Origin of the sequence: Streptomyces sp. NPDC087215 (genome assembly GCF_044744885.1) — a bacterium.
Taxonomy (GTDB): domain Bacteria; phylum Actinomycetota; class Actinomycetes; order Streptomycetales; family Streptomycetaceae; genus Streptomyces.
The window spans coordinates 744696-769363 of record NZ_JBIUZD010000001.1 but is presented as its reverse complement, the minus strand read 5'-3'; the positions used below and the strand labels follow the sequence as shown (position 1 = coordinate 769363).

Below are 24668 nucleotides of genomic sequence, written 5' to 3'. Positions count from 1 at the left end.
ATCGGCGGGCCCTGACCCGAGAGGTCCCGGCCCGCCCGGCCGGAGGCCCGGTCACAGGAACAGCGCGCACAGGCCCGTGGACCTCGACGGTCCACGGGCCTCCGTGCGTCACGGGCCCGTCAGCCGCGCGGCGGCACCAGGGTCACCAGGAAACTCCGCGCCCCGCTCACGTTCCCGGCGGCGTCGATCGCCCGGTACTCGATCGTGTGCGTGCCGTAGTCCGGGGTGGCGTCGTCCCACGGGACCGCCCGGCTCCGGCCCAGCTTCCCGTACACGAGATCGTCGATGACCGTCCCGCCGGGCGTGAACCGGAAGGGCGCGTCCGCGTCCGTCGGCCAGCCGTAGTACGTGTACCAGCCGTCGCCGTCCACCCGGAACTGGCTCACCACCGCGCCCTCCCGGTCGTCCCGCGCGGTCAGCCGCATGGTGAACGGGCCGTCGTGGACGTACTCCACGGGCCGTCCGGGCCGCCGGACCGTCCGCAGGGGTTCCGACAGCTCGTACGAGACGGCGGCGGGCCGGGCGTCCACCGTCCAGGTCAGCACCTCGCCGGTGCCCGCGATCCGGGCCGTCAGGGTGTGGGTGCCCGGGGAGACCCGGAGCGCGCCCAGGTCCAGGTCGCGGTCGCCGGCGCCGGTCGTGACGGGACGGCCGTCGAGCCGCCAGCGGACCACGGGGGCGCGGTCCACCGGATGGGTGGTGTCCGCGTGGACGACGGCACGGGCCCCCACCGGGGCGTCGGTCGGCGTGTGACCGGTGAACCGGGGCGCGGTGCCGTCCCGCCCGGTGGTGACGGCGGGGTCCACCGTCCAGCCGACCGTCCGGGTCAGCGCGGCGGAGGCGCGGACGGCCGGGTCGCGGACGAACGGCGTCGGATCGGTGACCGTCGCCGTGAGGGTGTGCGGGCCCGGCGCGAGCCGCAGTGCCCGCAGGTCCACGGTGCGGGCGCCGCGCGCGGGCAGGACGCGCCCGTCGAGGCGCCAGGTGACGGAGAGCGCGCCGCCGACGGGGTGCAGGGTGTCGACCCAGACGGTCCGGTCCGCGCCGACCGGCGCCGTGTTCGGCGTGTGGTCCTGGACCAGGTTCACCTTCGCGGAGATCGCCCGGACCATCACCTCCCGCTCCACCTGGTCGAAGGCGTAGCCGAGGGTCTTCATCAGGGAGTGCCTGCTCGGCCGCCAGACGCCCCCGGTGCTGTAGAGACCGCCCTCGTGGCGGCCGATGACCCCGCCGGACTCGCTCTCCTCGCCGAGCCACCGCCACCACTTGGCGCGCCGCTCCCGCATCTCCCGCTCGGTCAGCAGGGTGTGGTGGGCGGAGTCGGGCTCGGGACCGGTGTACGTCCCGCCGGGCACCCCGCGCCCGTAGTAGTCGTACTCGTCCTGGAGACCGCCGAGCGAGTGCCCGATCTCGTGCGGGGTGATGAGGGAGGAGAGCGCGTTGCCGCCGGACGCGGTGGCGTAACCGCCGCCCGCGCCGCCGTAGGTGGAACTGTTCGCGAGGGCGACGATCTGCCGGTTGGCGCTCCGCGTCCCGGTGACGAGGTCGGCGAGGGCGCCCGCCTCGCGCCCGTCGACGGTGAGCAGCCGCTGCACGCTGCCGGGGTTGCAGCCGCCCCAGAAGCCCATGCCGAGCACGGTGTCGCGGGCGGGTGCGTCCAGACCCGGATCGCAGTCCACCCCCGACTCGGCCGAAGGGGACTCCACCGCCCACACGTTGATGTACGAACGGTAGGAGGCGAACGGCTCGACGGACCACAGGGTGTTGAGGTGCCGTTCCAGGTCCGCCCGGAACCTGGGCATCTCGGCGGTGGTGTAACCGTCGCCCAGGAACACCAGGTTGAACCGCCGGTCGGTGGGTCCGGTGGTCTGCACGGGCACGACGACCGGCCCGTCTCCCGCCGTCGGCGTCCGCGCCGCCGCGGGCACGGTTCCCACCAGACCGGCGGCCAGCAGGCAGACCGACAGGAGCCGGGCCACCTCCCGGCGTACTCCACTGCGCTGTGAGGTCATGGGGCGCGAGCCTAGGCCGCACCCCCCGACTCGTAAAGATGTTCCCCGTCCGTGGGCGCGTTCCGTCGGTCGTACGACTCCGCTACGCGCCCGGGACGAACCGGGGACGTCTCAGGGGCGCAGGTACCCCAGGCCCTCGTGGGCCGCCGTGTAGCCCTCGACCAGGCGGCGGGCCACCGTGACCGAGTCGACCAGCGGATGCAGTGCGAACGCCTTCACCGCCGTCGCCCGCGAACCGCTCTCCGCCGCCGCGAGGACCTCCCGCTCCACCGCCTTCACCGCCGTCACCAGACCGACCGCGTGGTACGGCAGCGGGGACACCGACACCGGGTGGGCGCCGTTCGCGTCGACGAAGCAGGGCACCTCGATCACGGCGTCCGCGTCGAGCGCGGCGAGCGTGGAGCCGTTGCGCACATTGAGGATCAGGGTGGCCCGCTCGCCCCGCGCGACGGCCCGCATGAGGGCGAGCGCCACCTTCTCGTAGCCGCCCGACTCCAGGTCCTCCTCGTCACGTTCGCCGATCCCGGCGGACTCCCGGTTGGCCGCCATGTAGGTGGCCTCCCGGTCGGCGAGCGTACGGTGCCAGGCGGCCAGGGCCGGAGTGTCCGGCTTCTCCATCTCGGCGTAGAAACAGGCCTGTTGGTCGCGGAGGTAGGCGCCCCGGGTGCGCTCGGCGGTCCGGTAGGCGTGCACTGCCTCCCGGTTGAAGTAGTAGTAGTGCAGGTACTCGTTGGGCACGGCGCCGAGCGAGCGCAGCCACTCCGGGCCGAACAGCCTGCCCTCCTCGAAGGAGCCGAGCGCCTCCTCGTCGGCGAGGAGCCTCGGCAGCTCGTCCCGGCCGTCGATCCGCAGCCCCCGCAGCCAGCCCAGGTGGTTGAGGCCCACGTAGTCGATCGACGCCCGGTCCGGGTCGGCGCCGAGGACCCGCGCGACCCGGCGGCCCAGACCCACCGGGGAGTCGCAGATGCCGACGACCCGGTCCCCGAGGACCCTGGACATCGCCTCCGTCACCAGCCCGGCCGGATTGGTGAAGTTGATGACCCAGGCGTCGGGGGCCAGCGCCGCGATCCGGTGGGCGATCCGCACGGCCACCGGGACCGTCCGCAGCCCGTAGGCGATCCCGCCCGCGCCGACCGTCTCCTGCCCGAGCACGCCCTCGGCGAGCGCGATCCGCTCGTCGGCCGCACGGCCCTCCAGACCACCCACCCGGATCGCGGAGAACACGAAGTCGGCCCCGCGCAGGGCCTCGTCGAGATCCGTGGTCGCCGTGACCACCGGCGCGTCCGGCACCCCCTCGCCCTGCTCCGCGAGGACCCGGGCGACGGCGGAGAGCCGTCCCCCGTCCAGGTCGTACAGGGCGACCCGGGTGACCCGCCCCTCCGCGTGGTCGCCGAGCAGGGCGCCGTACACCAGCGGCACCCGGAATCCGCCGCCTCCGAGAATCGTCAGTTTCATGCCCGTACGCTACTCGGACGGGCCCCGCGAGCAGCGGGAGGAGAGCCCGGCGTCCACACCGCCGTCCACATGCCGGGCAGCCGCCGCGGTGCCCGGTGGGCGACAATGGCGGCATGTCCCGACGCAAGACCCGCCCCCGTACCTCCCCGGCCCGCACCCCCCGGGCCACCGCGCCCGCCGTGACGGCGGACTCGCCCTGCCCCTGCGGCCTCGACGCCGTCTACGGCACCTGCTGCGGCCGTTTCCACACCGGTACGGCCGGTACGGCGCCCACCGCGGAACTGCTGATGCGCTCCCGCTACAGCGCCTTCGTCGTGCGCGACGAGCCCTATCTCCTCCGCACCTGGGCGCCCGGGACCAGGCCCGACGGGGTGGACTTCGACCCGGGGCTCCGCTGGACGGGCCTGGAGGTCGAGTCCGTCACCCACGGCACGCCCTTCCACCGGGAGGGCACCGTCACCTTCACGGCGCGGTACGTCCACGGGGGCGAGCCGGGCGAGATGCGGGAGCGGAGCCGCTTCGCCCGGCACGAGGGTGCCTGGGTGTACGTGGACGGTGACGTCACGGAGTAGGCACGGGGAGGCGCGCCGGGCCTTCCGGCGGGTCGCCGGGGACGCACTGCCGGGGCCCGGTGGCGCCGGGCGGGCGGCTGCCGGGCGGTCCCGTGATCGGGCGGTCCGGAACGTCCGGCGGCCCGGATGTTCAGCGGACGGTCGCCGGTGCCTCCGAGCGGGCGCCCGGGAGGCCGTTCGCCAGGTCCTGGGCGATGACCTTCTTGGTGATGGCGTCCGTGGCCCTCCGCAGCTCGGGCCCGCTGGGCCGACCGCTCTCCCGCTCCACCAGAGCGGCGAGCCAGTCGCCCCAGGCGCGGGTGATGACGTCCGCCTCCCGCCGTCCCGCCGGGGTGTGCGAGAGCAGGTTGCCGTCGCGGGTGAGGAAGCCCTCGTCGACCATCCGGTCGAAGACCGGGAGCAGCACCTCGGGCGGCACCCGCCGCCCCGCCGAGATCAGGCCGAGGCTGGCGTGCCCGACGGTCCGGGTGAACAGCTCGACCTGCATGACCGCCCAGGCGCCCGCCGTGTCCAGGCGCGTGTCGGAGGTGGCGACGATCCGCCGGGCCGTGTCGAGGTCGGTGCGGCGCAGGATGCGGCCCACGGTCAGTTCGAGGAGCTTCGCCGAGTCGCCGGAGGTGGTGGGGGAGGCGAAGCCCTCGCCCATGTCGGGTGCGGCGGCCCGCGCCGAGTCGCGGAGCTTCACCTGCTTGAGGAAGAGCGCGACCACGAAGCCGAGGGCGGCGACCGGCACGGTCCAGAGGAAGACGGTGTGCAGGGTGTCGGCGTAGGCGCGCACGATCGGTTCCGCGACCTGCGGGGGCAGCGCGTGGAGCCCCGCAGGGCTCTGGGCGGCGCGGGCCACGTCGGCCGGGGCCAGCCCCAGGCTTCCGGCGACCGCCGAGGCCTCGCCGACCCCGGCCGCCAGGTTCGGCTTGAGGGAGTTGGCGTAGATCGTGCCGAAGACGGCGGTGCCGAAGCAGCTGCCGAGGGTGCGGAAGAAGGTGACGCCCGAGGTGGCGGTGCCGAGGTCGGCGTAGTCGACGGTGTTCTGCACGGCGATCGTCAGGACCTGCATGGACAGGCCGATGCCGATGCCGAGGACGAACATGTAGAGCGACGCCAGCCAGGTGCTGGTGCCCGGGTTCATGAGGGAGAGCAGATAGAGCCCGACGCCCATCACCAGCGAGCCGACGATCGGGAAGATCCGGTAGTGGCCGGTCTTGCTGACCACGTTGCCGCTGAAGACCGAGGCGATGAGCAGACCGAGGACCATGGGCAGGGTGCGGATGCCGGAGACGGTCGCCGAGTCCCCGTCCACGTACTGGAGATAGGTCGGCAGGAAGGTCATCGCGCCGAGCATGGCGAAGCCGACGATGAAGCTGAGCACGGAGCAGACCGTGAAGACCGGGTTCCCGAACAGCCACATGGGCAGCATGGGTTCGGCCGCCCGGGTCTCCACCCAGCAGAACAGGGCGAGCGCGACGAGCCCGCCCGCGAAGAGGCCGATGATGACCGCGGAGCCCCAGGCGTACTCGTTCCCGCCCCAACTGGTGCCCAGGATCAGGGCGCTGGAGCCGACGGAGACCAGCGCGATGCCCGCGTAGTCGATGACCGGTCTGCTCGCGGAGCGCACCGACGGGATGGTCCGGGCGGCGGCGACGACCACGAGGATCGCGATGGGCACGTTGACGTAGAAGGCCCAGCGCCAGGTGAGGTGGTCGGTGAACAGGCCGCCGAGGAGCGGTCCGATGACGGTGGAGATGCCGAACACGGCGCCGATCGCGCCCTGGTACTTGCCGCGTTCGCGCAGCGGGATGACATCGGCGATCAGCGCCATCGACGTGACCATCAGACCGCCCGCGCCGATGCCCTGGAGTCCGCGCCAGGCGATCAGCAGCGTCATGTTCGTGGCGAGTCCGCAGAAGAACGAGCCGGTGATGAAGACGACCGCCGAGATCTGGAAGATCACCTTGCGGCCGAAGAGGTCACCGAACTTGCCGACCAGGACGGTGGCGACGGTCTCGGCCAGCAGGTACGCGGTGACCACCCAGGACATGTGGGCGGCGCCGCCGAGATCGGAGACGATCGTCGGGAGCGCGGTGCCGACGATCGTCTGGTCGAGGGCCGCGAGGAACACGCCCAGCATGATCGTGCCGAAGACGATGTTCCGGCGGCGGCCGTCGAGCACGGGTGGCTCGGTGGCTACCGGGGGCGCGGATGCTGCGTCGCTGGTGGTGGTCACCTTCGCAGCGTCACATCGGCTCCGGGCGCGTGCCTGCGGGGTACGGCCGAACGGGCGGATCCCGCCGGGCCGTCAGGGGGTGACCGGGAGTTGCGGATGGTGTTTCGCGAGGATCTTGTTGGCACGGGCGAGCACGGACAGGGCGTGCTCGCGGTCGGCCATGTCCTCGGCGCACAGCGGCGCCCGGAACCGGTACGCCTCACGGGCCGCGCAGTCCGCGTCGACCTCCGCCTGAAGGACGTGCAGCGGCAGGCAGGAGCCGATCAGGGCGGCCACGCGGTCGGGGATCGGAACGGGAACGAGGCGCGAGGGCGAGGTGATCACGGGTCAGTCCTAGTCGGTCCGAGGAGGGTACGGAAGGGGTCTGCCCTCCATACGTACCGGATCGCCGTACGGGTTCCGGCACGGCGACGTCCCGGTGCGGTGACGGGCCGGGGGCCCTTCGGGGGGCCGCCCCGGCGGGAGGCCGCCGGACCCGGCTCCGGCGGACCGCGCGGGAGCGGGGGTTCCCGCAGGTGCGGGGGCGGACGGCGGGGACCGGATTGCGCACGGTCCCTGCGTATCGATCGCATGTTCGTCGAACGGGCTGCCGTAAAGGGCTGATTGGGCCCGGCTTGCCACAAACGGAATGTGAAGCATCTCACGCACCGGATTTGTGTCTTCCGGGTGTGGAGGGATAGGGGAGGGGTCGACGTCCTCAGGACAGATGACCGTCCGGCGTCCTCGGGGCGGGTGGCCCCCGGTGTCCTCAGGGGAGGCGCCCCCCCGGTGCCCCCGGTGCCCCCGGTGCCCTCCGGACACGGGGCCGGTTCCGGGTCCTCGGGGCGCGGGACCCGTCCGGTGCCCTCAGGAGGCGGGGCCCGTCCGGTCGTCCTGTCCCAGGATCTCCGCCAGGTCGTAAGACAGCGGTTCCTCCAGCTGGCCGTATCCGCAGGACTCCGGGGTGCGGTCCGGGCGCCAGCGTTTGAACTGGACGGTGTGCCGGAAACGGTCGCCCTCCATGTGGTCGTACCCCACCTCGCAGACCCGTTCCGGCCGCAGCGCCACCCACGACAGGTCCTTCTTCCCCGACCAGCGGCTCGGCGCCCCCGGCAGCCGCGCCCCCTCGTGCGCCGCCCCGTCCGTCCACGCCGCCCACGGATGCCCGTCCGGCGGGTCCATCCGCAGCGGCTCCAGCTCCTCGACCAGCTCGGCGCGCCGCGCGGCGGTGAAAGCCGCGCACACGCCGACGTGCTGGAGAACGCCCCGGTCGTCGTGGAGGCCGAGCAGGAGCGAGCCGACCACGGGGCCGCTCTTGTGGAAGCGGTAGCCCGCCACCACGACATCGGCCGTCCGCTCGTGCTTGATCTTGTACATCACCCGGGCGTCCGGCCGGTACGGCAGGTCCAGCGGCTTGGCGATCACACCGTCCAGACCCGCCCCCTCGTACCGCTCGAACCAGCGCGCGGCCAGCCCGGCGTCCAGGGTCGCGGGGGCGAGGTGCACGGGCGCGGAGACCCCGGCGAGCGCCGCTTCGAGCGCGGCCCTCCGCTCCACCAGCGGGGCGTCGAGCAGCGAGGAGTCACCGAGGGCCAGCAGGTCGAAGGCGACGAAGCGGGCGGGGGTGCGCGCCGCCAGTGTCCGGACCCGGGAGTCGGCCGGATGGATGCGCTCGCTCAGCCGCTCGAAGTCCAGCCGCCCGTCGTGGTCGACGACGATCTCGCCGTCGACCACGCACCGCTCCGGCAGCCGGGTCGTGAACGCCTCGACCAGTTCCGGGAAGTAGCGGGTCAGCGGCTTGCCCGTACGGCTGCCGATGACGATCTCGGGGCCGTCCCGGTGCACGATCGCGCGGAAGCCGTCCCACTTCGCCTCGTACTGCATCCCCGGCGGAACGCGTTTCACGGACTTCGCGAGCATCGGTTTCACGGGCGGCATCACCGGAAGATCCATAGGTCGATTGTCCGGTATGCGGGACTTGTCGGCGAGCCCTAGGCTGGCGCGCATGGCAGGCAAGGCGGCAGCGGTGGAACTGGAAGTCGGCGGCAGGACCGTACGCGTGTCCCATCCGGACAAGGTGTACTTCCCCGAACCCGGCTACACCAAGCTGGACATGGCCGGCTACTACCTGGCCGTGGGCGACGGCATCACCCGCGCCCTGCGCGACCGCCCCACCACCCTGGAGCGCTACCCCGACGGGGTGACCGGCGAGTCCTTCTTCCAGAAGCGCGCCCCGAAGTACCTGCCCGACTGGATCCCGACCGCCCACATCTCCTTCCCCAGCGGCCGGTCCGCCGACGAGATGTGTCCCACCGAGCCCGCCGCCGTGCTCTGGGCCGCCAACCTCGGTGCGGTCACCTTCCACCCCTGGCCGGTGCGGCGGGACGACGTCGACCACCCGGACGAACTCCGCATCGACCTGGACCCGCAGCCCGGCACCGACTACGCCGACGCCGTCCGCGCCGCCCACGAACTGCGCGCGGTCCTCGGCGAGCACGGGCTGCGCGGCTGGCCGAAGACCTCCGGCGGCCGGGGGCTGCACGTCTTCGTGCCGATCCTGCCCCGCTGGACCTTCACCCAGGTCCGGCGCGCGGCCATCGCCTGCGGGCGGGAACTGGAGCGGCGGATGCCGGACCGGGTGACCACGAAGTGGTGGAAGGAGGAGCGCGGCGAGCGGATCTTCGTCGACTACAACCAGACGGCCCGGGACCGCACGATCGCCTCCGCCTACTCCGTACGTCCCCGCCCGCACGCCCCGGTGTCGGCGCCGCTGCGCTGGGAGGAGATCGACGACGCCGTGCCGAGGGACTTCGACATCAGGACGATGCCGGTGCGCTACGCCGAACTGGGCGATGTGCACGCCGACATGGACGACGAGCGGTTCACCCTGGACTCCCTGCTCGAACTGGCCCGCCGGGACGAGGCCGAGCACGGGCTCGGCGATCTGCCGTACCCGCCGGAATACCCGAAGATGCCGGGCGAGCCGAAGCGGGTGCAGCCCAGCCGGGCGAAGAAGGAGCCTCCGGGGGAGGGGTGAGCGGGCGGGCGGCGCCCCGGGGCGGGGCCGGTGTTCCCGGGGTGGGTCGGTGTCTCCGGGGCGGGTCGATGCTTTCGGGTCCGGCCGGGTGGTTCCGGCGCGGATGGGTGGCTCCGGGTGGGATCGGGCCGCCGCGCCGGGTGGGATCGGGCTCGCCGGGGGCGGCCTCGGAAGGCGCTTCGGAGCGACCATAAAACAACACGAACGGTCGTGCTAATGTTTTTCACTCCAGGCCGACCGAGGAGATCCGGCATGTACCCGATGGCCCCGCTCATCCGTCCCGTCCTCCACACCATGGCCCGGATCGCCCCGGGTCCCGCCGGAAGGCTCGCCTTCCACCTCTTCGTCCGCCCCCTCGGCCGGGCGAAGCTCCGCCCGGCCGAACGGGCGCTCCGCACCGCCGCCCGCACCGAACGGCTCCGGGTGCGCGGCAGGGAAGTCGTCACCTACGCCTGGGGCGACGGCGGGCGGCCCGTCCTGCTCGTCCACGGCTGGTCCTCGCGCGCCTCGCGCCTGACGCCCTTCGCCGAGGCGCTGCTCGCGCGCGGCTACAGCCCGGTCGCCTTCGACGCGCCCGGCCACGGCGAGTCCCCCGGACGCGCGAGCAACATCGTCGAGTACCGCGCGGTCATCCGTGAACTCCACGCGTGGCACGGCGACTTCCACGCCGTCGTCGCCCACTCCTTCGGTGTCCTCGCCGCCCTCTTCGCCCTGCGCGACGGCGTCCGCACCGGCCGGTTCGTCGGGCTCGGCGGCGTCGGTTCCTTCGATCTGCTCCTCGCGGGCTTCCGGACCGGCCTCGGACTGGACGACCGGGTCGTCCGGTGCATGAGGGAGTACGTCGAACAGCGGCTCGTGCCCGAGGAACCCGGTGTCTGGGACCGCTTCGGAGCCGACCACGACCCCGACGCGCTCGGCGCTCCCGTCCTGCTCTTCCACGACGAGGACGACGACATGGTGCCCCTCGTCCAGGCACGGGCCCTCGCGCGCGCCCACGGTGACCGGGCGCGGCTGGTCGTCACCCGGGGACTGGGCCATCGCCGCATCCTGACGGACCCGGACGTACTGGCCGGGGCGATGGACTTCCTGACGGCCGCCCCCGCCGGGGAACCGTCGGGGGAGCGCGTGACGACGGGGTGAGCTCCCTCCCCGAAGCGTGGCCCGGTCCTGTCCGGCGGCCCCGGCGCCACCGGGCCGACCGGTGGGCCGCGCGAAAAGGGGCGGACGGGGTGACGTCCGGGCTGGTGGCTCGCGGACGACCGTGACACCGCCCGAGGCTGGCCCGCCTCCGGCACCGGCCGCGCGCCCTGGTCCTGACGGGCCACGGCGGCGGCGCCCACGAGAAGCACCCGGCGATGCTCGGCCGGGCCCGGGGCCCGGGGCCCGGCGAACGGCTGCGGCTTCCACGTCGCCGTCGTCGACGCGCCCGGTCACGGCGACCGGCCGCGCACGGCCGACGACGAGCGGGGCGTCGACGCGCTGATCGAGCCCGCGCGGCGGATCGCCGTCCCGGTCGAGTTCGTCCTCCAGCGGGGCGACGAGCGCATCCCGCGCGAGGGCGGCCTCGCGCGGTTCGACGCCTTCGTCTCGAAGGAGAAGCCCCCGCGCGCAAATGCGGGAAAGCGCTTCGGCCTGCCCAGGTTCGAGGCCGACAGCGCGGCCCGCTTCCTGGTCCGGCAGCTCGGCCGGACGGCCGTTCCCTCGGCCTGAGGGCTCTGAGGCTCTGAGGCTCTGAGGGCTCCGAGGCTCCGAGGCGAGTGGTGGTGGCGCCCGGTCCGCGTACCGGGTGGCGCTATTCCCCGGACGCGGGCCGGTCGGCGGCGAGGGCCTTCCGCCCCTGCGCCGTGGCCTCGGCGTGCAGACGGGCCGCGATCCCCTGTTCGGCGCGGGCGTAGGCACGGGGATCGCCCAGCAGGACGGACCGCGCGTTGGCCGCCTCCATCAGGGCGATCACCTCGAAGGCCAACTGCTCCACGTCCAGGCCGGCGGTGAAGTCCCCCGCCGCGCGCGCCTCGGACAGGGCCGTCTCCACGTAGGCGTTCCAGTCGCCGCGCGCGCGGGCCACCGCGTCGTGCACCGGCCCCGTACGGGCGTCGAACTCGGCCGACACCGCGTAGAAGAAGCAGCCGCCCGCGAAGACCCGCTCCGAGGAGTACGTCAGCCAGTTCCCGCACAGTCCGCGCACCCGGCCCGCACCCGGCGGCACGTCCCGCAGGGGGGCGACGACCCGGTCGGCGAAGACGGCGACGGCGGCGCGGACCGTGGCGAGCTGGAGTTCCTCCTTGGAGCCGAAGAGGGCGAAGACACCGCTCTTGCTGAGGTCCAGTTCGGTCGCGATCCGCCCCAGGGACAGCCCTTCGAGCCCCTCGACCGAGGCGATGTCCATGGTCCGGCCCAGCACCAGCCGCCGGGTCTGGTTCCCGCGCTCGACGCGCCCGTCGGTCCTGGTCCCGGTGCCGTTCCCGGTGCTGCCGCTCATCCGCCCATGATACTGAACGCACGACCGTGCGGACATCTCGGCGGGGTACGGGCACCCGCTATCCGGCCCGTTCCCCCGGGTCGCGCCGCTCCGCCGGGGTCAGCAGCAGCACCTCAAGGGCACGGGCGCACGACCGTGCCTGGGCCAGATACCAGTCGAGCCGGGCGTCGGTGATCAGCTCCGGTGTCGCCCGCACCGCGAGCGCGAACCGGGCCTGCCCGGTCCGCTCCAGGACCGGTACGGCCACCGTCCGCACCCCGAGGGCCGACTCGCCGTCGTTGAGCGCGTACCCCGCCTCCCGTACGCGGGCCAACTCGGCCGCGAGCACGGGGGGTTCGACGATGGTCCGCTCGGTGAAGGCGTGCAGCGGCGGCAGCGAACGCGGCCCGGCCTCACCCGCCCTGGGCCAGGCCAGCAGCACCTTCCCCAGCGCCGTCGAGTGCAGCGGTCGGCGCAGCCCCACCTTCGGCGTCACCGAACCGCCCGCGACGATGATCACGTGCGGCCCGCTGCGCAGCGCCAAGTCGGCCGTGGCGCCGGTCCGTTCGGCCAGGTCGGACAGCTCGGGCGCGGCCAGATGGAGCCCCCGCTGGTGGTAGGCGAGCCGCCCCAGCTCCGTCATCGCGGGCCCGAGCCGGTACCGGGCCGTGCGGGCGTCCTGCTCCAGGAAGCCCGCGCCCAGCAGGGTCCGGGCGAGCCGGTGCGCCGTGGAGGTGGAGAGCCCGAGCCGCCGTGCGAGGTCGGAGGCGCTCAGATCGGGCCCGTTGTCGTGGAAACAGTGCAGCACGTCCAGTGCGCGGCGGACCGCCTGGGCGCCCGCCGGGGGTCGGGCGATGCCGGCCTCGGTCGTCATAGGGTTCGCTCCCCGTGGGTGATCGGGTCCCCACGCTCCCACATGGCGGGAGCCGAATCAGGTGCCCCGTGAGGTCGGAAACACTCCGTTCATACGCAATCCCACATCGTGGGAGCCGAGTTGTCGTCGGCGGAACATCCATGGCAAGGTTCCGGCCAGGACACCGCAGCGACACCGAGCCGGAGGGAGCAGGCCAGTCATGAACGGACACCGCACCGCGCACCGCGCGTCCACCGTCTCTCCCGCGCCGCTCGGGCTGACCCGCCGCCGCCACATAGACCTGGCGCGCGTCGCGGGGGCCGGCTGTCGCTGACAGCCGCTACACCGAGCCGCCGGTCGTCGGCACGGTTCCCCCGGGCACGACCCACGCCCGGACCGAACTCCCGCGCCGTACCGAACTCCTCCGCCGGACCGGCCTCCCGCGCCGTGCCACCCGCCGGGACCTCGGCATCCGCTGACCGGCACGTCACCGGAGCCCCGTACGCCGTATCCCGGCCCACCCGGCCCGCCGCCCTTCCCCGTCATCGCCTTCGGTCCGCGCCCGCCCGGACCGAACACCCTTCGGAAACCGTTCCCGACCGGGTGCCGGGTGCCGGGTGCCGGGTGCCGGGTGCCGGGTGCCGGGTGCCGGGTGCCGGGTGCACGGGGGCGTCGAGTCGGTGGCTGCCGCGCCGAGGGCCTGCACGACGCCCCCCGTGCCACCTGTCTCCTTCCCGAACCCTGCCCCTGCCCAGCCCCACCCCACTCCGTCCCGGCGTGCCGCCGCCCCCGCCCGATGCCCGTCGCGCGCGGTCGCCGCCGTTCCGTCCCCTCTGGGAGCCCGCCATGCCGCACACCCCCGTTCCCGACACGCTCTGGTTCACCCGCTGCCCCGTCCCCACCGCCACCGGCGTCGCCGCCGACCGGGGCTGGCTGGCCGGGGAGTTCGCCCCCGACGGCATCGCGGTGCGCTCGCTCCAGGACACCGACCCCGGCGCCGACCGCGCCACCCACTTCACCCACGCCCTGCCCGGACTGTTCCGCGAGGGCGGCAACGTGCCCGCGCTGTGGGCCCGTTCACGCGGCGAACGCACCCGGCTGGTCGGCCTCACCTGGATCGAGGAACGCCAGGTGGTGCTCGTCGCCCCCGGCTCCCCGGTGCGCGGCGCCGCCGCCCTGCGCGGTCTCCGGCTCGCGCTGCCCCGGCACTCCGTCCCCATCGACTTCTGGCGGGCGATGGCCCTGCGCGGCTTCGAGGGTGTGCTCGCCTCCGCCGGGTACGGACTCGACGACGCCGTCCTGGTCGACGTACCCGCCGAAGGGCACCGGGGCCAGTGGGCCGCGGAACTCGACGCGCTGCGCCGGGGCGAGGTCGACGCCGTCTACGTGAAGGGCGCCCTCGCCGTCGAGGCGGCCCGCCGTGCCGGGGCCGAGGTCGCCGTGGAACTGGACGAACTCCCCGACCCGGCCCACCGCGTCAACAACGGCACCCCGCGCCCCCTCACCGTGCACCAGGACCTCCTGGACGAACACCCCGACCTGGTGGCCCGCTTCCTCGCCGTCCTGCTCCGCGCCGCCGACTGGGCCGCGGGCGAACCCGCCGAGGTCGCCCGCATCCTGGGCGCCGAGACCGGCGCGGGGGCCGAGGGCGTCGCGGGGGCCTACCGGCCCGGCACCCACCGCACCCTCCACCCGGACCTGTCCGCCACCCGGCTCGATCTGCTCGCCCGCCAGGAGGAGGCCCTGCGCGCCCACGGCTTCCTGGCCGGACCGGTGGACGTACGGACCTGGGCCGACCCGGAGCCGCTGCGCCGCGCCCGGCTCCTCGCGCCCACGGCACCGTCCGCCGCACCGGACCCGCAGCCGGTTCCGTGAAGTCCGGGGGCACGGCCGACCGACGATTCGGATCCGGCCCCTGACGCGTCCAGCCCTGCCGAGACTCCGCCCTCCCCGTAACTGCCCGCCGCCCCACCGCCCCGCCCCTCCCCGTGTCTCCCCGATCCCCGAAGGACGACCGTCATGCGCCCACTCGCCCCGCCGCTCGCCGCGCTCGCGGCCCTCGTCGCCCTCTCCACCCTCACCGCCTGCGGCGGGGACTCCGCCACGGACCGGGCCTCGGGTCCGGGTGGCGGGGCGAAGGGAGGGAAGGGAACGATCACCGTCCGCATCCCCGACCCCGGCAACGCGGGCGTCCTCGCCCTGGGCAAGAAGGACGGCAGCCTCGATCGGGCACTCGCCGCAGTCGGCGCCGAGGTCGCGTGGACCGGCAGCGCCGGACCCTTCGCCCCCGCCGCCCAGGCGATGAACGCCGACCAGCTCGACATCGCCACCGGCTCCATCACCTCCGGCGTCACCTCGCTCTCCCAGAGCCCCGGCTTCGCCTTCTTCACCGCCACGGACCCCGACCCCGTCGGCGAGGGCATCCTCGTCCGCTCCGGCTCGGACATCACCTCCGTCCGTGACCTGGTCGGCCGGAAGGTCGCCGTCAACAAGGGCGGCACCGGCGAGTACCTGCTCCTCAAGGCCCTCGCGAAGGCAGGCGTCCCCGCCGACCGGGTCGAGCGCGTGTACCTCCGCCCCGACCAGACGGCGGCCGTCTTCAACGCGGGCCAGGTCGACGCCTGGGCCGTCTGGTCGACCTACGCCGTCGCCGAACTCGGCACGGGCAAGGCCAGGTTCGTCGCGGACGGAACCGCCATCGGCTCCGACAACTACAGCCTCAACGCGGTCCGTTCGGGCTTCGCCAAGGACCATCCCGAGGTCGTCCGGGCGCTCTACGCGTATCTGCGCGAGAACAGCGCCAAGGAGAAGAAGGACCCGGCCGCGTACCTCAACGTCTTCACCGACGCCGGGCCCACCGCCGTCAACGGCAAGGCCAAGGAGATCCAGATCGGCTTCACCGCCAAGGGCGGCACGGTCGACCCGATCGGCCCCGAGGACATCGAGCGCTTCGAGACCGTCGCCCGCTTCTACGCCGACCAGAAGGTGACGCCGAACAAGGTCGACATCGCCTCCCACCTGCTCGACATAGAGAAGCTGTCATGACCGCCGTGACCAGCCCCCACCCCGCCGGGGCCGCGAAGGCCCCCGCCGCGCCCGGGGAAGCCGCCGCCTCCCCGGTGACCGGCCCACCCCGGGAGACCCCCGTCTCCCCTGAGCCCACCGCCCGGACCGAGCCGCGGCCCGATCCCGAGCCCGACCCCGGGCCGCCGTCCGGGCCCGACCCGGAGCCGAGGCCCGAAGCCGGCACCCGTACCGGGCCCCCGTCCGCCGTCGTCGACCCCACCGCCGGGCTCGTGGTGCCCCGCCCCCAGATCAACCGCCCCCGTTCCCGTCCGTACGCGCTCGTCGTCCGCGCCCTCGGCCCGGTCGCCCTGCTCGGGCTCTGGTGGGGTGCCTCCGCCACCGGCCTCCTCACCCCCGACGTCCTCGCCTCGCCCGCCCAGGTCCTCGACGCGGTGGGGGAGTTGTGGGGCAACGGACAGCTGACCGACGCCCTGTCCACCTCCCTCACCCGCTCCGGCCTCGGACTCCTCATCGGACTGACCGCCGGACTCGTCCTCGGCATCACCACCGGCTTCACCCGGCTCGGCGACGAACTCCTCGACTCCTCCCTCCAGACCCTCCGCACCATCCCCTTCCTCTCCCTCGTCCCACTCTTCATGGTCTGGTTCGGCATCAACGAGACCGCGAAGATCCTGCTGATCGCGGTCGCCACCACCTTCCCGATGTACGTCTCCGCCAGCGGCGGCGTCCGCGGCACCGACCGCAAACTCGTCGAGGCCATGCGGAGCTTCGGACTCGGCCGCCTCGCGATCGTCCGGCAGGTCGTGCTGCCCGGGGCGCTGCCCTCGCTCCTCGCCGGACTGCGGCTCTCGATGACGCTCAGCGTCATCGCGCTCATCGCGGCCGAGGAGATCAACGCCACCGAGGGCATCGGCTATCTGATGTCCCAGGCCCAGAGCTACGCCCGCACCGACATCCTCGCCGTCTGCATCCTCGTCTACGGTCTGCTCGGCCTGATCGCCGACGTCCTCGTCCGTGGCCTGGAGCGGGTCCTCATGCCCTGGCGCACGGCGGGCCCCGGAGGAGGAACCCGATGACCACCACCCCGCCCGCGACCGGAACCACCGCCGTACGGGTGAGCGGACTGCGCCGGGTGTTCGGTACCCGGCCGGTCCTCGACGGCCTCGATCTGACCCTGGAGCGGGGCGAGTTCGTCGCTCTGCTGGGGGCCAGCGGCAGTGGCAAGACGACGCTGCTGCGCATCCTGGGCGCCCTCGACGGCGCCGACGGAGGAGAGGCCCTCGTCCCCGCCGCCCGCACCATCGTCTTCCAGGAACCCCGGCTCATCCCCTCCAAGAAGGTCCTCGCCAATGTGACCGTCGGCCTGCCGCGCGGGGCCGCCACCCGTGCGACCGGTCTGCGAGCCCTGGCCGAGGTCGGCCTCGAACCGCACGCCGACGCCTGGCCCGCCACCCTCTCCGGCGGCGAGGCCCAGCGGGTCGCCCTGGCCCGCGCCCTCGTCCGCGAACCCGAACTCCTCCTCCTGGACGAGCCGTTCGCCGCGCTCGACGCGCTGACCCGGCTCCGGATGCAGGACCTGGTGGAGGAGCTCCGCCGTATCCACCGGCCCGCCGTGCTGCTCGTCACCCACGACGTCGACGAGGCCGTCCGGCTCGCCGACCGGGTCGCCGTCCTGCGCGACGGACGGCTCGTCACCGACGAGCGGGTGACCGTGACCCGCCCCCGCGACCCCGGCGACCCGGCCTTCGTCGCCCTGCGCCGCCGTCTCCTCGCCGACCTCGGTGTGCACCCCTCCGAGGTCCCTCTTCCCCCGGTCGGCACTGGTGCGCCCCCGTCCGGGAACCCCCGTCCCCTCCCCGCCCCCGCCTCTCCCGAAGGAGCGTCCGCATGACCGTCGTCATCGGTGTCCACCGCAGCAACCCGTCCCTCTACCACCTGTCCCGGCTCGGCTACGCCGAGGAGGAGCTGGCCGCCCTCGGCGAGACCGTGACCTGGCACCCGTACACCGACGGTGTCCGTACCGGCGCCCATCTCGCCGACGGCACCATCGACTTCGGCGGCACCGGCTCGACCCCGCCGGTCACCGCGCAGGCCGCCGGGCACGACATCGTCTACACCGCCGTCTCCGCGCCCCGCCCCGACCACGGCGCGCTGCTCGTCACCGAGGACAGCCCGGTCCGTGCCGTCGCCGACCTCAGGGGCGGCACCGTCCACCTCGCCGTCGGCTCCTGGCAGACGCACCTCGTGGCCAAGGCGCTGGACGACGAGGGCCTCTCGTACGCCACCGACATCACCCCGGTGCGCGGCGGCGCCGACAGCGAGGAGCTGCTGCGCGCCGGGGCGATCACCGCCTGGGTGGCGCAGGGCGCCGAGCTGGCCGCCGCCCGCCGCCGGGGCGGGCTGCGCACCCTCGTCCGTACCGGCGAGGTCATCAGCGACCGGTCCGTGTTCTTCACCCGGCGCGACCTGGCCGAGGGGCGGCCCGAGGTGGTGGAGGCGCTCACCCGGGCGCTGCGGCGGGCCGACGAGTGGGCCGCCGCGCATCCGCGCGAGGCCGCCGAGATCGCCGCCGCCGACCAGGGCGGCTCGGCCGACGACTGGGAGACCGCGCTGAGGGCGCTGCCCTGGACGATCGAGGAGGTCACCGAGGAGTTCGTCGCCGAGCAGCAGCGGGCGGCGGACGTCTTCCACCGCACCGGATTCATCGACCGCGCCGTCACCGTTGCCGACGCCCTGCCCCGGAAGGCCTGATCCATGGCCTCTCCGGCACCCGAAGTCCTCTGGTACGTCATCCCGCGCGAAGGCGCCTACCCGTGGGAGCCGACGGGCCGCCGCCCCGTCGACCTCCGCTATCTCCAGCAGCTCGCCGGAACCGTCGAACGCCTCGGCTACACGGGCGCGTTGCTCGCCACCGACCTGTACGACGTGTGGCCGCTCGGCTCGGCGCTCGCCGCCTCCACCAGTACGCGGTTCAAGCCGCTGCTGGCGGTCCACCCCGGACTGATCTCACCGACGCTGCTCGCCAAGATGGCGCTGAGCTTCGACAACCTCTTCGGGGGGCGGCTGCGGTTCAACGTGGTCAACGGGTCGACCGCCGCCCTGCGCGAGTACGGGCTGCACGTCGAGCACGACGAGCGGTACGCGCTGAGCGCCGAGTACTGGTCGATCGTGAAGCGGCTCACGGCGGGCGAGGTCTTCGACCACAAGGGCCGCTTCTACGACCTCCGGGGCGCGGGCTCCTCCTTCCGCGACCTGCGGCCCGTCCAGGAGTCGCACGTGCCGCTCTGGTTCGGCGGTTCCTCGGAGGCGGGCATCGAGATGGCCGCCGAGCACGTCGACGTCTACCTCACCTGGGGCGAGCCGCCGCACCTGCTCAAGGAGAAGCTCGACCACGTACGGGCCAGGGCCGCCGCGCACGGGCGCACCCTCCGCGTCGGGCTGCGGCTCCACCTCATCGTCCGGGACACCGAGGACCAGGCCTGGGCCGCCGCCGACCGGCTCCTGGACGTCACCAGCGAGGAGACGTACGCCCGGCAGCTCGGCGGGCACACGGGCGAGGACGGGGTGGGCTGGCAGCGCCAGTTCCGCCAGCACGGCGGGAAGGTGCCCGCGCGGGCGCGGGAACTGGAGACCCATCCGAACCTGTGGCCCGGGATGAGCCTCTTCCGGCCCGGCCCCGGAACGGCGGTCGTGGGCTCGGCGGCCCAGGTCGTGGAGCGGCTCAAGGAGTACCAGGAGCTGGGGGTGGACACCTTCATCCTGTCGGGCAACCCGCTCCTGGAGGAGGCGTACCGGGTCGCCGAGACGGTTCTCCCGGCGCTGGGTATCCGCCATTGATCGAACGTTGATGGCGCGTTTACGGTCCTGGGGCAGCCTGTCGGTCATGCAGATGGAGACCGACGTGCTGACCGTCCCCGCCCCCGACCTCTCGTGGCGTGAGAACGCCCTGTGCGCCCAGGCGGGCCCGGAGTTCTTCTTCCCGGCCCCCGGTTCGTCGACGCGCGAGGCGAAGCAGCTGTGCGGGGCGTGCGAGGGCCGGATCGCGTGCCTGGAGTACGCCCTGACCCACGACGAGCGGTTCGGGGTGTGGGGCGGACTGTCCGAGAAGGAGCGCGGACGGCTCAAGCGGCTGAGCCGCTGAAGCCGTCCGCGTCCCGCGTTCCCGAGGGGATCAGCCGGCCGCGCGGGCGGCCATCCGGGCCTTGCGGGCCGCGAGCTTCACGTCGAACTTGCTGGCCTCGGCGTCCAGACCGTCCATGTAGAGGCCCAGTTCCTCCTGGGCGCGCAGCCCGTCGGGGCCGAGGCCGTCGATCTGGAGGACCTTGAGGAAGCGCAGGACGGGCTGGAGGACGTCGTCGTGGTGGATGCGCGTGTTGTAGATCTCGCCGATCGCCATCTGCGCCGCCGCCCGCTCGAAGCCCGGGATGCCGTGTCCGGGCATCCGGAAGTCGACCACGACGTCCCGCACGGCCTGCATCGTCAGGTCCGGGGCGATCTCGAAGGCCGCGCCCAGCAGGTTGCGGTAGAAGACCATGTGCAGGTTCTCGTCGGTGGCGATGCGGGCCAGCATCCGGTCGCACACCGGGTCGCCGGACTGGTGGCCGGTGTTGCGGTGCGAGATGCGGGTGGCCAGCTCCTGGAAGGCGACGTACGCCACGGAGTGCAGCATCGAGTGCCGGTTGTCGGACTCGAAGCCCTCGCTCATGTGGGACATCCGGAACTGCTCCAGCTTGTCCGGGTCGACGGCGCGCGAGGCCAGCAGGTAGTCGCGCATCACGATGCCGTGACGGCCCTCCTCGGCGGTCCAGCGGTGCACCCAGGTGCCCCAGGCCCCGTCGCGGCCGAAGAGGCTGGCGATCTCGTGGTGGTAGCTCGGGAGGTTGTCCTCGGTGAGCAGGTTGACGACGAGGGCGATCCGGCCGATGTCGGTGACCTTGGACTGGGACGGCTCCCAGGCATCGCCGTCCTCGAAGAAGCCGGGGAAGTTCCGGCCGTCGGACCACGGCACGTACTCGTGCGGCATCCAGTCCTTGGTGACCTTGAGGTGCCGGTTCAGCTCCTTCTCCACGACCTCCTCCAGTGCGTAGAGCAGCCGCGCGTCGGTCCACCCGTTCGAGGTGCCGAGAGGGGGAGAGGTGAGCGTCACGGGAACTCCTGGGGACGGAGAAGGGCATACGGGCGTACCTACGGGTTCGTAGGTTACGAGACCGTAGGTTAAGGCTCCATAAGGCGTCGGCCAAGCCCGTCCCGGCGATGTCCGATTACGTTCCGTTATGTACGCTGCTCGGACGGGGTTCCGGAGACGCAGGTCACGTACCCGGGAGCATCCTCGGGCCGACCGGGCGACTACGGAGCGCAGACCGCCGCCGACCTCGGAGGAAGCGCCCGGCGGCCTCGCGTCCGAGCGCCCCGGCGGGCTCAGAGCAGATGGTCGGCGGCGCCCGACTTCACCGCGCGGATGAGGGCCCGCAGCGACTCCGCCGAGTCGCTGACGTACGCGCCGGGGGCGAGGGTCGAGCCGATGTACGCCCGTCCGGTCCCGTCGAGCCCGAAGCGGAAGCAGTTGGCGCCCTCGCTGCAGAAGGGCTCGCTCCAGTCGATCGCGCGGGCGGGGCGTCCGTCCGGGCCGGTGGCGGTCGGGGCGGGGGCGGCCGGAGTGCCGGTCGTGGCGTTCATGGGCGGGGTCCTTCAGAGGTCCAGGGCGAGGGTCCGAACGTGTGCGCGCGAGGCGTCCACGGACAGCGAGAGCGCGCGCAGCCGCTCCAGCAGGCTCCCGTACCGGCGCAGCTGCATGGGCGCGTCGAGGAGGAGGGAGCCGTGCGAGGAGTCGAGCTGCACGGTGTCGAGCTGCGGCACGGACGCGGTCACGTAGGTGAACGACTGGCCCGCCCCGGGGAAACCCCCCGCCGTGAACGGGATGACGCGCAGGGAGACGTTCCCCCGCTCGGACTGCCCGAGGAGGTGCTCCAGCTGCCGCCGCGCGACCTCCGGTCCGCCGAACCTCATGCGCAGCGCCGCCTCGTGCACCACCGCCTCGTACCGCACCGGCGGGTCCCCGGCCAGGACCGCCCGGCGGCGCATCCGGAGGGCCAGCCGGGCCTCCAGATCGGGCTCGGGCAGCGGGGGGACGGCGGTGTCGAAGACGGCCCGCGCGTGCTCCTCGGTCTGGAGCAGTCCGGGGATGTGGGTGGTGACGGCGGTGCGCAACTCGACCGCGTGGTGCTCCAGTTCGGCGATGTCGAGAAGCGCGGGCGGCAGGATCCCGCGGTGCTCCTCCCACCAGCCCCGGTCGCGCTCGTGGGCCATCGCGGCGAGCAGGCCGACCAGCCCGGTGTCCGGACAGCCGTAGTTGAAGGTGAGGGTGCGGACGCGCTCGGGGCTGATCCCGAACCGGCCCGACTCGATGTTCGGGATGCGGGTGCGGTCGACGCCCAGGAGGGCGGCGGCCTGCTGGGCCGACATCCCCGACTGCTCGCGCAGCCTGCGCAGCTCGCTCCCCAGTCGCCGCTGCCGTGCGGTGGGACTGCTCCTGGGTGGCACGCTCGGTCTCCCCTCGGTGGTGGGCGCGATCCGGCCGGAACGGCACAAGTGGCCCCAAGTGGTAGCACCGTGCTCCATGGGTGCGCTACGGTCGGTAGCGCAAGTCTCACACGGGGCTACCGGACCGTGTGGAAGCACCCCCACGCACAGGAGATGTGAACCACTCGATGAAGGGCGCCCCGCGTTCCCTCCGGTCCGCAGGCGCGGCCGGGCCCGTGCCTCCCGCCGCCGAGGACCTCGACTACTCGCTCCTCCTCCCCGGCGGCGCCCACTGCGCCGGACTCGCCCGGCGGTCGGTCGAATCCCTCCTCGCCCGGCACGGACTGGCCGGTCTCGGCGAGACCGCCGCCCTCGTCACCTCCGAACTCGTCTCCGGCGCCCACCGGTTCACCCCCGACCGGGAGATGCTCCTGCGGGTCCGCCGGCACTTCGAGGCGCTGCGGATCGTCCTCTACGACCAGCATCCGGCGCACCCCTCGCCCGCCGCCGCCGAACGGTGCCGCGACCGCCGCGGCCGTGGCATGTGGCTGCTCGCCGCGGCGGTCGGCGAACACGGCGGCGACTGGGGGCTCGTGCCGGTCCTCACTCCTGAGGGCGGCACCAAGTCGTGGGCGCTGCTGAACTGGTGAGGACGGTCGGCGGTCCGTGGGTCAGGCCGGGCGCCCCGCCGTCCCCCTGACCTCCTCCGCCGTCGTCGGGCGCAGTTCCCCGTCGAGCAGCAGCCAGCGCGTGATGCCCAGCGACTCCAGGAACGTCACGTCGTGGCTCGCCACGACCAGCGCCCCCTCGTAGGCGTCGAGCGCCGCCGTCAGCTTCCGTACCGACGCCATGTCCAGGTTGTTCGTCGGCTCGTCCAGCATCAGCAGCTGCGGAGCGGGTTCCGCGAGCAGCAGCGCCGCCAGCGTCGCCCGGAACCGCTCACCGCCCGAGAGCGTGCCCGCCGGCTGATCGGCGCGGGAGCCCCGGAACAGGAAACGGGCGAGCCGCGCCCGGATCGTGTTCCCGGTGGCCCCGGGAGCGAACCGGGCCACGTTCTCCACGATGCTCAGACCGTCGTCGAGGAGGTCGAGCCGCTGCGGCAGGAAGCGCAGCGGCACCCGCGCCTCCCGCTCGCCGGACAGCGGCTCCAGCTCCCCGGCGATCGTCCGCAGCAGCGTCGTCTTCCCGGCGCCGTTCCGGCCGACCAGGGCGATCCGCTCAGGGCCGCGCAGCTCGAACGAGCCCGCCACCCTCGCCCCGTACATCAGTTGGAGGTCCCGCAGGTACAGCACCTCCCGGCCAGGCGGCACCGAGGTACGGGGCAGCTCGACGCGGATCTCGTCGTCGTCCCGCACCGCCTCCACGGCGGCGCCGAGCCGTTCCCGTGCCTCGGAGAGCCGCTCGGCGTGCAGCGCGCGGTGCTTGCCCGCCGAAACCTGCGCCTCGCTCTTCAGGCTGTTCGCCAGGACCTTCGGGACGACCTTGTTCTCGAAGCTCTTCTGCGCGTACCGCCTGCGGCGCGCCAGCTTCACCTGGGCGTCCCCGAGTTCGCGCTTCTGACGCTGTACGTCGGCCTCGGCGACCCGCACCATCCGCTCCGCCGCCTCCTGTTCGGCGGCGAGCGCGGTCTCGTAGTCGGACCAGGCGCCGCCGTACCAGGTGACGGAACCGTCGCGGAGGTCGGCGATCTGGTCGACGCGCTCCAGGAGTTCACGGTCGTGGCTGACCACGACCAGGACCCCGGACCAGTTCTCCACGGCCTCGTACAGCCGGGCGCGGGCGTGCCGGTCCAGGTTGTTCGTCGGCTCGTCGAGCAGCAGGACGTCGGGCCGGGCGAGCAGCAGCGCGGCCAGGCGCAGGAGGACGGATTCGCCGCCGGAGACCTCGCCCACCGTCCGGTCGAGACCCACGGAGCCGAGGCCGAGCTGGTCGAGGGTGGCGCGGGCGCGTTCCTCCACGTCCCAGTCGTCGGCGAGCACGGTGAAGTGCTCCTCCGCCGGGTCGCCCGACTCGATGGCGTGCAGCGCGGCCCGTCTGGCGTCGATGCCGAGGATCTCGTCCACCCGGCGGGAGGTGTCGAGCACCAGGTTCTGCGGGAGGTGTCCCAGCTCCCCGGTGATCCGGACCGTGCCGGACACGGGGCTCAGCTCGCCCGCGAGCAGTCCGAGGAGCGTGGACTTGCCGCAGCCGTTGAGCCCGACGAGCCCGGTGCGGCCGGGGCCGACCGAGAGGTGGAGGTCGTCGAAGACCTCGGTGCCGTCCGGCCAGGAGAAGGAGAGGGAGCGGCAGCTGATGAAGGTGGGGTGATGTGACAAAGGGGTCTCCGGATGCGTGAGCACGGGCGTGCGGGGGCGACGCGTGGAGACACCGGGGCGCGGGCAGTCGTCAGGAACGGCTCGTACGCCGAGGGCGGGCACGGCACGCACGGCACAGGGGCACGCGCGGCACGGTGTCCCGCAACCTCAGACGAGCAACGTCCTTCTCCGATCGGACGACGACTGGTTCGGTCACGACCGTAGGACCGCCGTCCGG

At 73.5% G+C, this 24668-nt stretch carries 23 protein-coding genes; 12 read left to right on the top strand and 11 right to left on the bottom strand.

Annotated features, from left to right (window positions below):
• Positions 1-119 precede the first annotated feature (119 nt).
• The gene (locus tag ACIO92_RS03265) at positions 120-2012 is read right to left on the bottom strand and encodes a M64 family metallopeptidase (RefSeq protein ID WP_401237404.1); all 1893 of its coding nucleotides are present in this window, start codon (positions 2010-2012) and stop codon (positions 120-122) included.
• Positions 2013-2123: 111 nt separating this feature from the next.
• Entirely contained in the window at positions 2124-3467 is a 1344-nt protein-coding gene (locus ACIO92_RS03260) for a 6-phospho-beta-glucosidase (RefSeq protein WP_402281035.1), read from the bottom strand.
• 113 nt (positions 3468-3580) lie between these two features.
• On the opposite strand from ACIO92_RS03260, the gene ACIO92_RS03255 reads away from it, so the two are divergent.
• Positions 3581-4039: a YchJ family metal-binding protein gene (locus ACIO92_RS03255; RefSeq protein WP_366442846.1), complete on the top strand. Its 459-nt coding sequence runs from the start codon at positions 3581-3583 to the stop codon at positions 4037-4039.
• Between the two features lie 130 nt (positions 4040-4169).
• Here the strand turns inward: ACIO92_RS03255 and ACIO92_RS03250 are convergent, their stop codons facing one another.
• The 3 genes from ACIO92_RS03250 to ACIO92_RS03240 all read right to left on the bottom strand — a co-directional run bounded on the left by ACIO92_RS03250 (position 4170) and on the right by ACIO92_RS03240 (position 8195).
• Positions 4170-6167 carry an MDR family MFS transporter gene (locus ACIO92_RS03250; protein WP_402281217.1) on the bottom strand — a complete coding sequence of 666 codons (1998 nt, stop codon included), beginning with the start codon at positions 6165-6167 and terminating at the stop codon, positions 4170-4172.
• A gap of 168 nt (positions 6168-6335) precedes the next feature.
• Positions 6336-6587: a hypothetical protein gene (locus ACIO92_RS03245; protein ID WP_384851788.1), complete on the bottom strand. Its 252-nt coding sequence runs from the start codon at positions 6585-6587 to the stop codon at positions 6336-6338.
• Positions 6588-7109: 522 nt separating this feature from the next.
• A complete protein-coding gene (locus tag ACIO92_RS03240; RefSeq protein WP_366442848.1) occupies positions 7110-8195 on the bottom strand; it encodes an ATP-dependent DNA ligase in 1086 nt (361 codons plus the stop codon).
• A gap of 52 nt (positions 8196-8247) precedes the next feature.
• Here ACIO92_RS03240 and ligD point away from each other — a divergent pair, with 52 nt between their 5' ends.
• Together ligD and ACIO92_RS03230 are read left to right on the top strand one after the other, a co-directional pair.
• Positions 8248-9279 carry a non-homologous end-joining DNA ligase gene (gene ligD / locus ACIO92_RS03235; RefSeq protein WP_402058558.1) on the top strand — a complete coding sequence of 344 codons (1032 nt, stop codon included), beginning with the start codon at positions 8248-8250 and terminating at the stop codon, positions 9277-9279.
• A 252-nt stretch (positions 9280-9531) separates the two neighbouring features.
• The gene (locus ACIO92_RS03230; protein ID WP_402281038.1) at positions 9532-10419 is read left to right on the top strand and encodes an alpha/beta hydrolase; all 888 of its coding nucleotides are present in this window, start codon (positions 9532-9534) and stop codon (positions 10417-10419) included.
• Between the two features lie 652 nt (positions 10420-11071).
• On the opposite strand, the gene ACIO92_RS03225 is transcribed toward ACIO92_RS03230, so the two are convergent.
• Entirely contained in the window at positions 11072-11758 is a 687-nt protein-coding gene (locus tag ACIO92_RS03225) for a TetR/AcrR family transcriptional regulator (protein WP_401237400.1), read from the bottom strand.
• A gap of 58 nt (positions 11759-11816) precedes the next feature.
• Entirely contained in the window at positions 11817-12611 is a 795-nt protein-coding gene (locus ACIO92_RS03220) for an IclR family transcriptional regulator (RefSeq protein WP_351780062.1), read from the bottom strand.
• Between the two features lie 199 nt (positions 12612-12810).
• On the opposite strand from ACIO92_RS03220, the gene ACIO92_RS03215 reads away from it, so the two are divergent.
• From ACIO92_RS03215 to ACIO92_RS03180, 8 genes are all read left to right on the top strand, one after another.
• Positions 12811-12924 (top strand): putative leader peptide, encoded by a 114-nt coding sequence (locus ACIO92_RS03215; RefSeq protein ID WP_366442853.1) that lies wholly within the window; start codon positions 12811-12813, stop codon positions 12922-12924.
• A gap of 512 nt (positions 12925-13436) precedes the next feature.
• The gene (locus tag ACIO92_RS03210) at positions 13437-14465 is read left to right on the top strand and encodes an ABC transporter substrate-binding protein (protein WP_366442854.1); all 1029 of its coding nucleotides are present in this window, start codon (positions 13437-13439) and stop codon (positions 14463-14465) included.
• Between the two features lie 144 nt (positions 14466-14609).
• The gene (locus ACIO92_RS03205) at positions 14610-15635 is read left to right on the top strand and encodes an ABC transporter substrate-binding protein (RefSeq protein ID WP_366442855.1); all 1026 of its coding nucleotides are present in this window, start codon (positions 14610-14612) and stop codon (positions 15633-15635) included.
• Positions 15632-16693: an ABC transporter permease gene (locus ACIO92_RS03200; RefSeq protein ID WP_402281042.1), complete on the top strand. Its 1062-nt coding sequence runs from the start codon at positions 15632-15634 to the stop codon at positions 16691-16693. Before ACIO92_RS03205 ends, ACIO92_RS03200 begins: the two co-directional genes overlap by 4 nt.
• Positions 16690-17508: an ABC transporter ATP-binding protein gene (locus tag ACIO92_RS03195; RefSeq protein WP_402281044.1), complete on the top strand. Its 819-nt coding sequence runs from the start codon at positions 16690-16692 to the stop codon at positions 17506-17508. Before ACIO92_RS03200 ends, ACIO92_RS03195 begins: the two co-directional genes overlap by 4 nt.
• Entirely contained in the window at positions 17505-18368 is an 864-nt protein-coding gene (locus ACIO92_RS03190) for an ABC transporter substrate-binding protein (protein ID WP_401237391.1), read from the top strand. Before ACIO92_RS03195 ends, ACIO92_RS03190 begins: the two co-directional genes overlap by 4 nt.
• 3 nt (positions 18369-18371) lie before the next feature.
• Positions 18372-19454, top strand: a complete 1083-nt coding sequence (locus ACIO92_RS03185; RefSeq protein ID WP_402281046.1) for an LLM class flavin-dependent oxidoreductase — start codon at positions 18372-18374, stop codon at positions 19452-19454.
• A 46-nt stretch (positions 19455-19500) separates the two neighbouring features.
• Positions 19501-19758: a WhiB family transcriptional regulator gene (locus tag ACIO92_RS03180; RefSeq protein ID WP_401237389.1), complete on the top strand. Its 258-nt coding sequence runs from the start codon at positions 19501-19503 to the stop codon at positions 19756-19758.
• Positions 19759-19788: 30 nt separating this feature from the next.
• On the opposite strand, the gene ACIO92_RS03175 is transcribed toward ACIO92_RS03180, so the two are convergent.
• The 3 genes from ACIO92_RS03175 to ACIO92_RS03165 form a co-directional block, all read right to left on the bottom strand.
• Positions 19789-20763 carry an acyl-ACP desaturase gene (locus ACIO92_RS03175; RefSeq protein ID WP_351780042.1) on the bottom strand — a complete coding sequence of 325 codons (975 nt, stop codon included), beginning with the start codon at positions 20761-20763 and terminating at the stop codon, positions 19789-19791.
• A gap of 272 nt (positions 20764-21035) precedes the next feature.
• Positions 21036-21293, bottom strand: coding sequence for a hypothetical protein (locus ACIO92_RS03170; RefSeq protein WP_366442860.1), 258 nt, complete (start codon positions 21291-21293; stop codon positions 21036-21038).
• Between the two features lie 12 nt (positions 21294-21305).
• Positions 21306-22157: a helix-turn-helix domain-containing protein gene (locus ACIO92_RS03165; RefSeq protein ID WP_402281049.1), complete on the bottom strand. Its 852-nt coding sequence runs from the start codon at positions 22155-22157 to the stop codon at positions 21306-21308.
• Positions 22158-22312: 155 nt separating this feature from the next.
• Here ACIO92_RS03165 and ACIO92_RS03160 point away from each other — a divergent pair, with 155 nt between their 5' ends.
• Positions 22313-22786 carry an ATP-binding protein gene (locus ACIO92_RS03160; RefSeq protein WP_402281051.1) on the top strand — a complete coding sequence of 158 codons (474 nt, stop codon included), beginning with the start codon at positions 22313-22315 and terminating at the stop codon, positions 22784-22786.
• A 21-nt stretch (positions 22787-22807) separates the two neighbouring features.
• Here ACIO92_RS03160 and ACIO92_RS03155 read toward each other — a convergent pair whose 3' ends face one another.
• A complete protein-coding gene (locus ACIO92_RS03155; protein ID WP_366442863.1) occupies positions 22808-24451 on the bottom strand; it encodes an ABC-F family ATP-binding cassette domain-containing protein in 1644 nt (547 codons plus the stop codon).
• Positions 24452-24668: the final 217 nt, after the last annotated feature.

Excerpts from the sequence above, each read along its gene's own strand:
- ACIO92_RS03190 (WP_401237391.1), top strand. The coding sequence starts at position 17,505 with ATGACCGTCGTCATCGGTGTCCACCGCAGCAACCCGTCCCTCTACCAC.
- ACIO92_RS03195 (WP_402281044.1), top strand. The coding sequence starts at position 16,690 with ATGACCACCACCCCGCCCGCGACCGGAACCACCGCCGTACGGGTGAGC.
- ACIO92_RS03200 (WP_402281042.1), top strand. The coding sequence starts at position 15,632 with ATGACCGCCGTGACCAGCCCCCACCCCGCCGGGGCCGCGAAGGCCCCC.
- ACIO92_RS03250 (WP_402281217.1), bottom strand. The coding sequence starts at position 6,167 with ATGCTGGGCGTGTTCCTCGCGGCCCTCGACCAGACGATCGTCGGCACC.
- ACIO92_RS03215 (WP_366442853.1), top strand. The coding sequence starts at position 12,811 with ATGAACGGACACCGCACCGCGCACCGCGCGTCCACCGTCTCTCCCGCG.
- ligD (WP_402058558.1), top strand. The coding sequence starts at position 8,248 with ATGGCAGGCAAGGCGGCAGCGGTGGAACTGGAAGTCGGCGGCAGGACC.
- ACIO92_RS03180 (WP_401237389.1), top strand. The coding sequence starts at position 19,501 with ATGCAGATGGAGACCGACGTGCTGACCGTCCCCGCCCCCGACCTCTCG.
- ACIO92_RS03220 (WP_351780062.1), bottom strand. The coding sequence starts at position 12,611 with ATGACGACCGAGGCCGGCATCGCCCGACCCCCGGCGGGCGCCCAGGCG.
- ACIO92_RS03210 (WP_366442854.1), top strand. The coding sequence starts at position 13,437 with ATGCCGCACACCCCCGTTCCCGACACGCTCTGGTTCACCCGCTGCCCC.
- ACIO92_RS03230 (WP_402281038.1), top strand. The coding sequence starts at position 9,532 with ATGTACCCGATGGCCCCGCTCATCCGTCCCGTCCTCCACACCATGGCC.
- ACIO92_RS03185 (WP_402281046.1), top strand. The coding sequence starts at position 18,372 with ATGGCCTCTCCGGCACCCGAAGTCCTCTGGTACGTCATCCCGCGCGAA.
- ACIO92_RS03170 (WP_366442860.1), bottom strand. The coding sequence starts at position 21,293 with ATGAACGCCACGACCGGCACTCCGGCCGCCCCCGCCCCGACCGCCACC.
- ACIO92_RS03260 (WP_402281035.1), bottom strand. The coding sequence starts at position 3,467 with ATGAAACTGACGATTCTCGGAGGCGGCGGATTCCGGGTGCCGCTGGTG.
- ACIO92_RS03255 (WP_366442846.1), top strand. The coding sequence starts at position 3,581 with ATGTCCCGACGCAAGACCCGCCCCCGTACCTCCCCGGCCCGCACCCCC.
- ACIO92_RS03265 (WP_401237404.1), bottom strand. The coding sequence starts at position 2,012 with ATGACCTCACAGCGCAGTGGAGTACGCCGGGAGGTGGCCCGGCTCCTG.
- ACIO92_RS03225 (WP_401237400.1), bottom strand. The coding sequence starts at position 11,758 with ATGAGCGGCAGCACCGGGAACGGCACCGGGACCAGGACCGACGGGCGC.
- ACIO92_RS03240 (WP_366442848.1), bottom strand. The coding sequence starts at position 8,195 with ATGGATCTTCCGGTGATGCCGCCCGTGAAACCGATGCTCGCGAAGTCC.
- ACIO92_RS03205 (WP_366442855.1), top strand. The coding sequence starts at position 14,610 with ATGCGCCCACTCGCCCCGCCGCTCGCCGCGCTCGCGGCCCTCGTCGCC.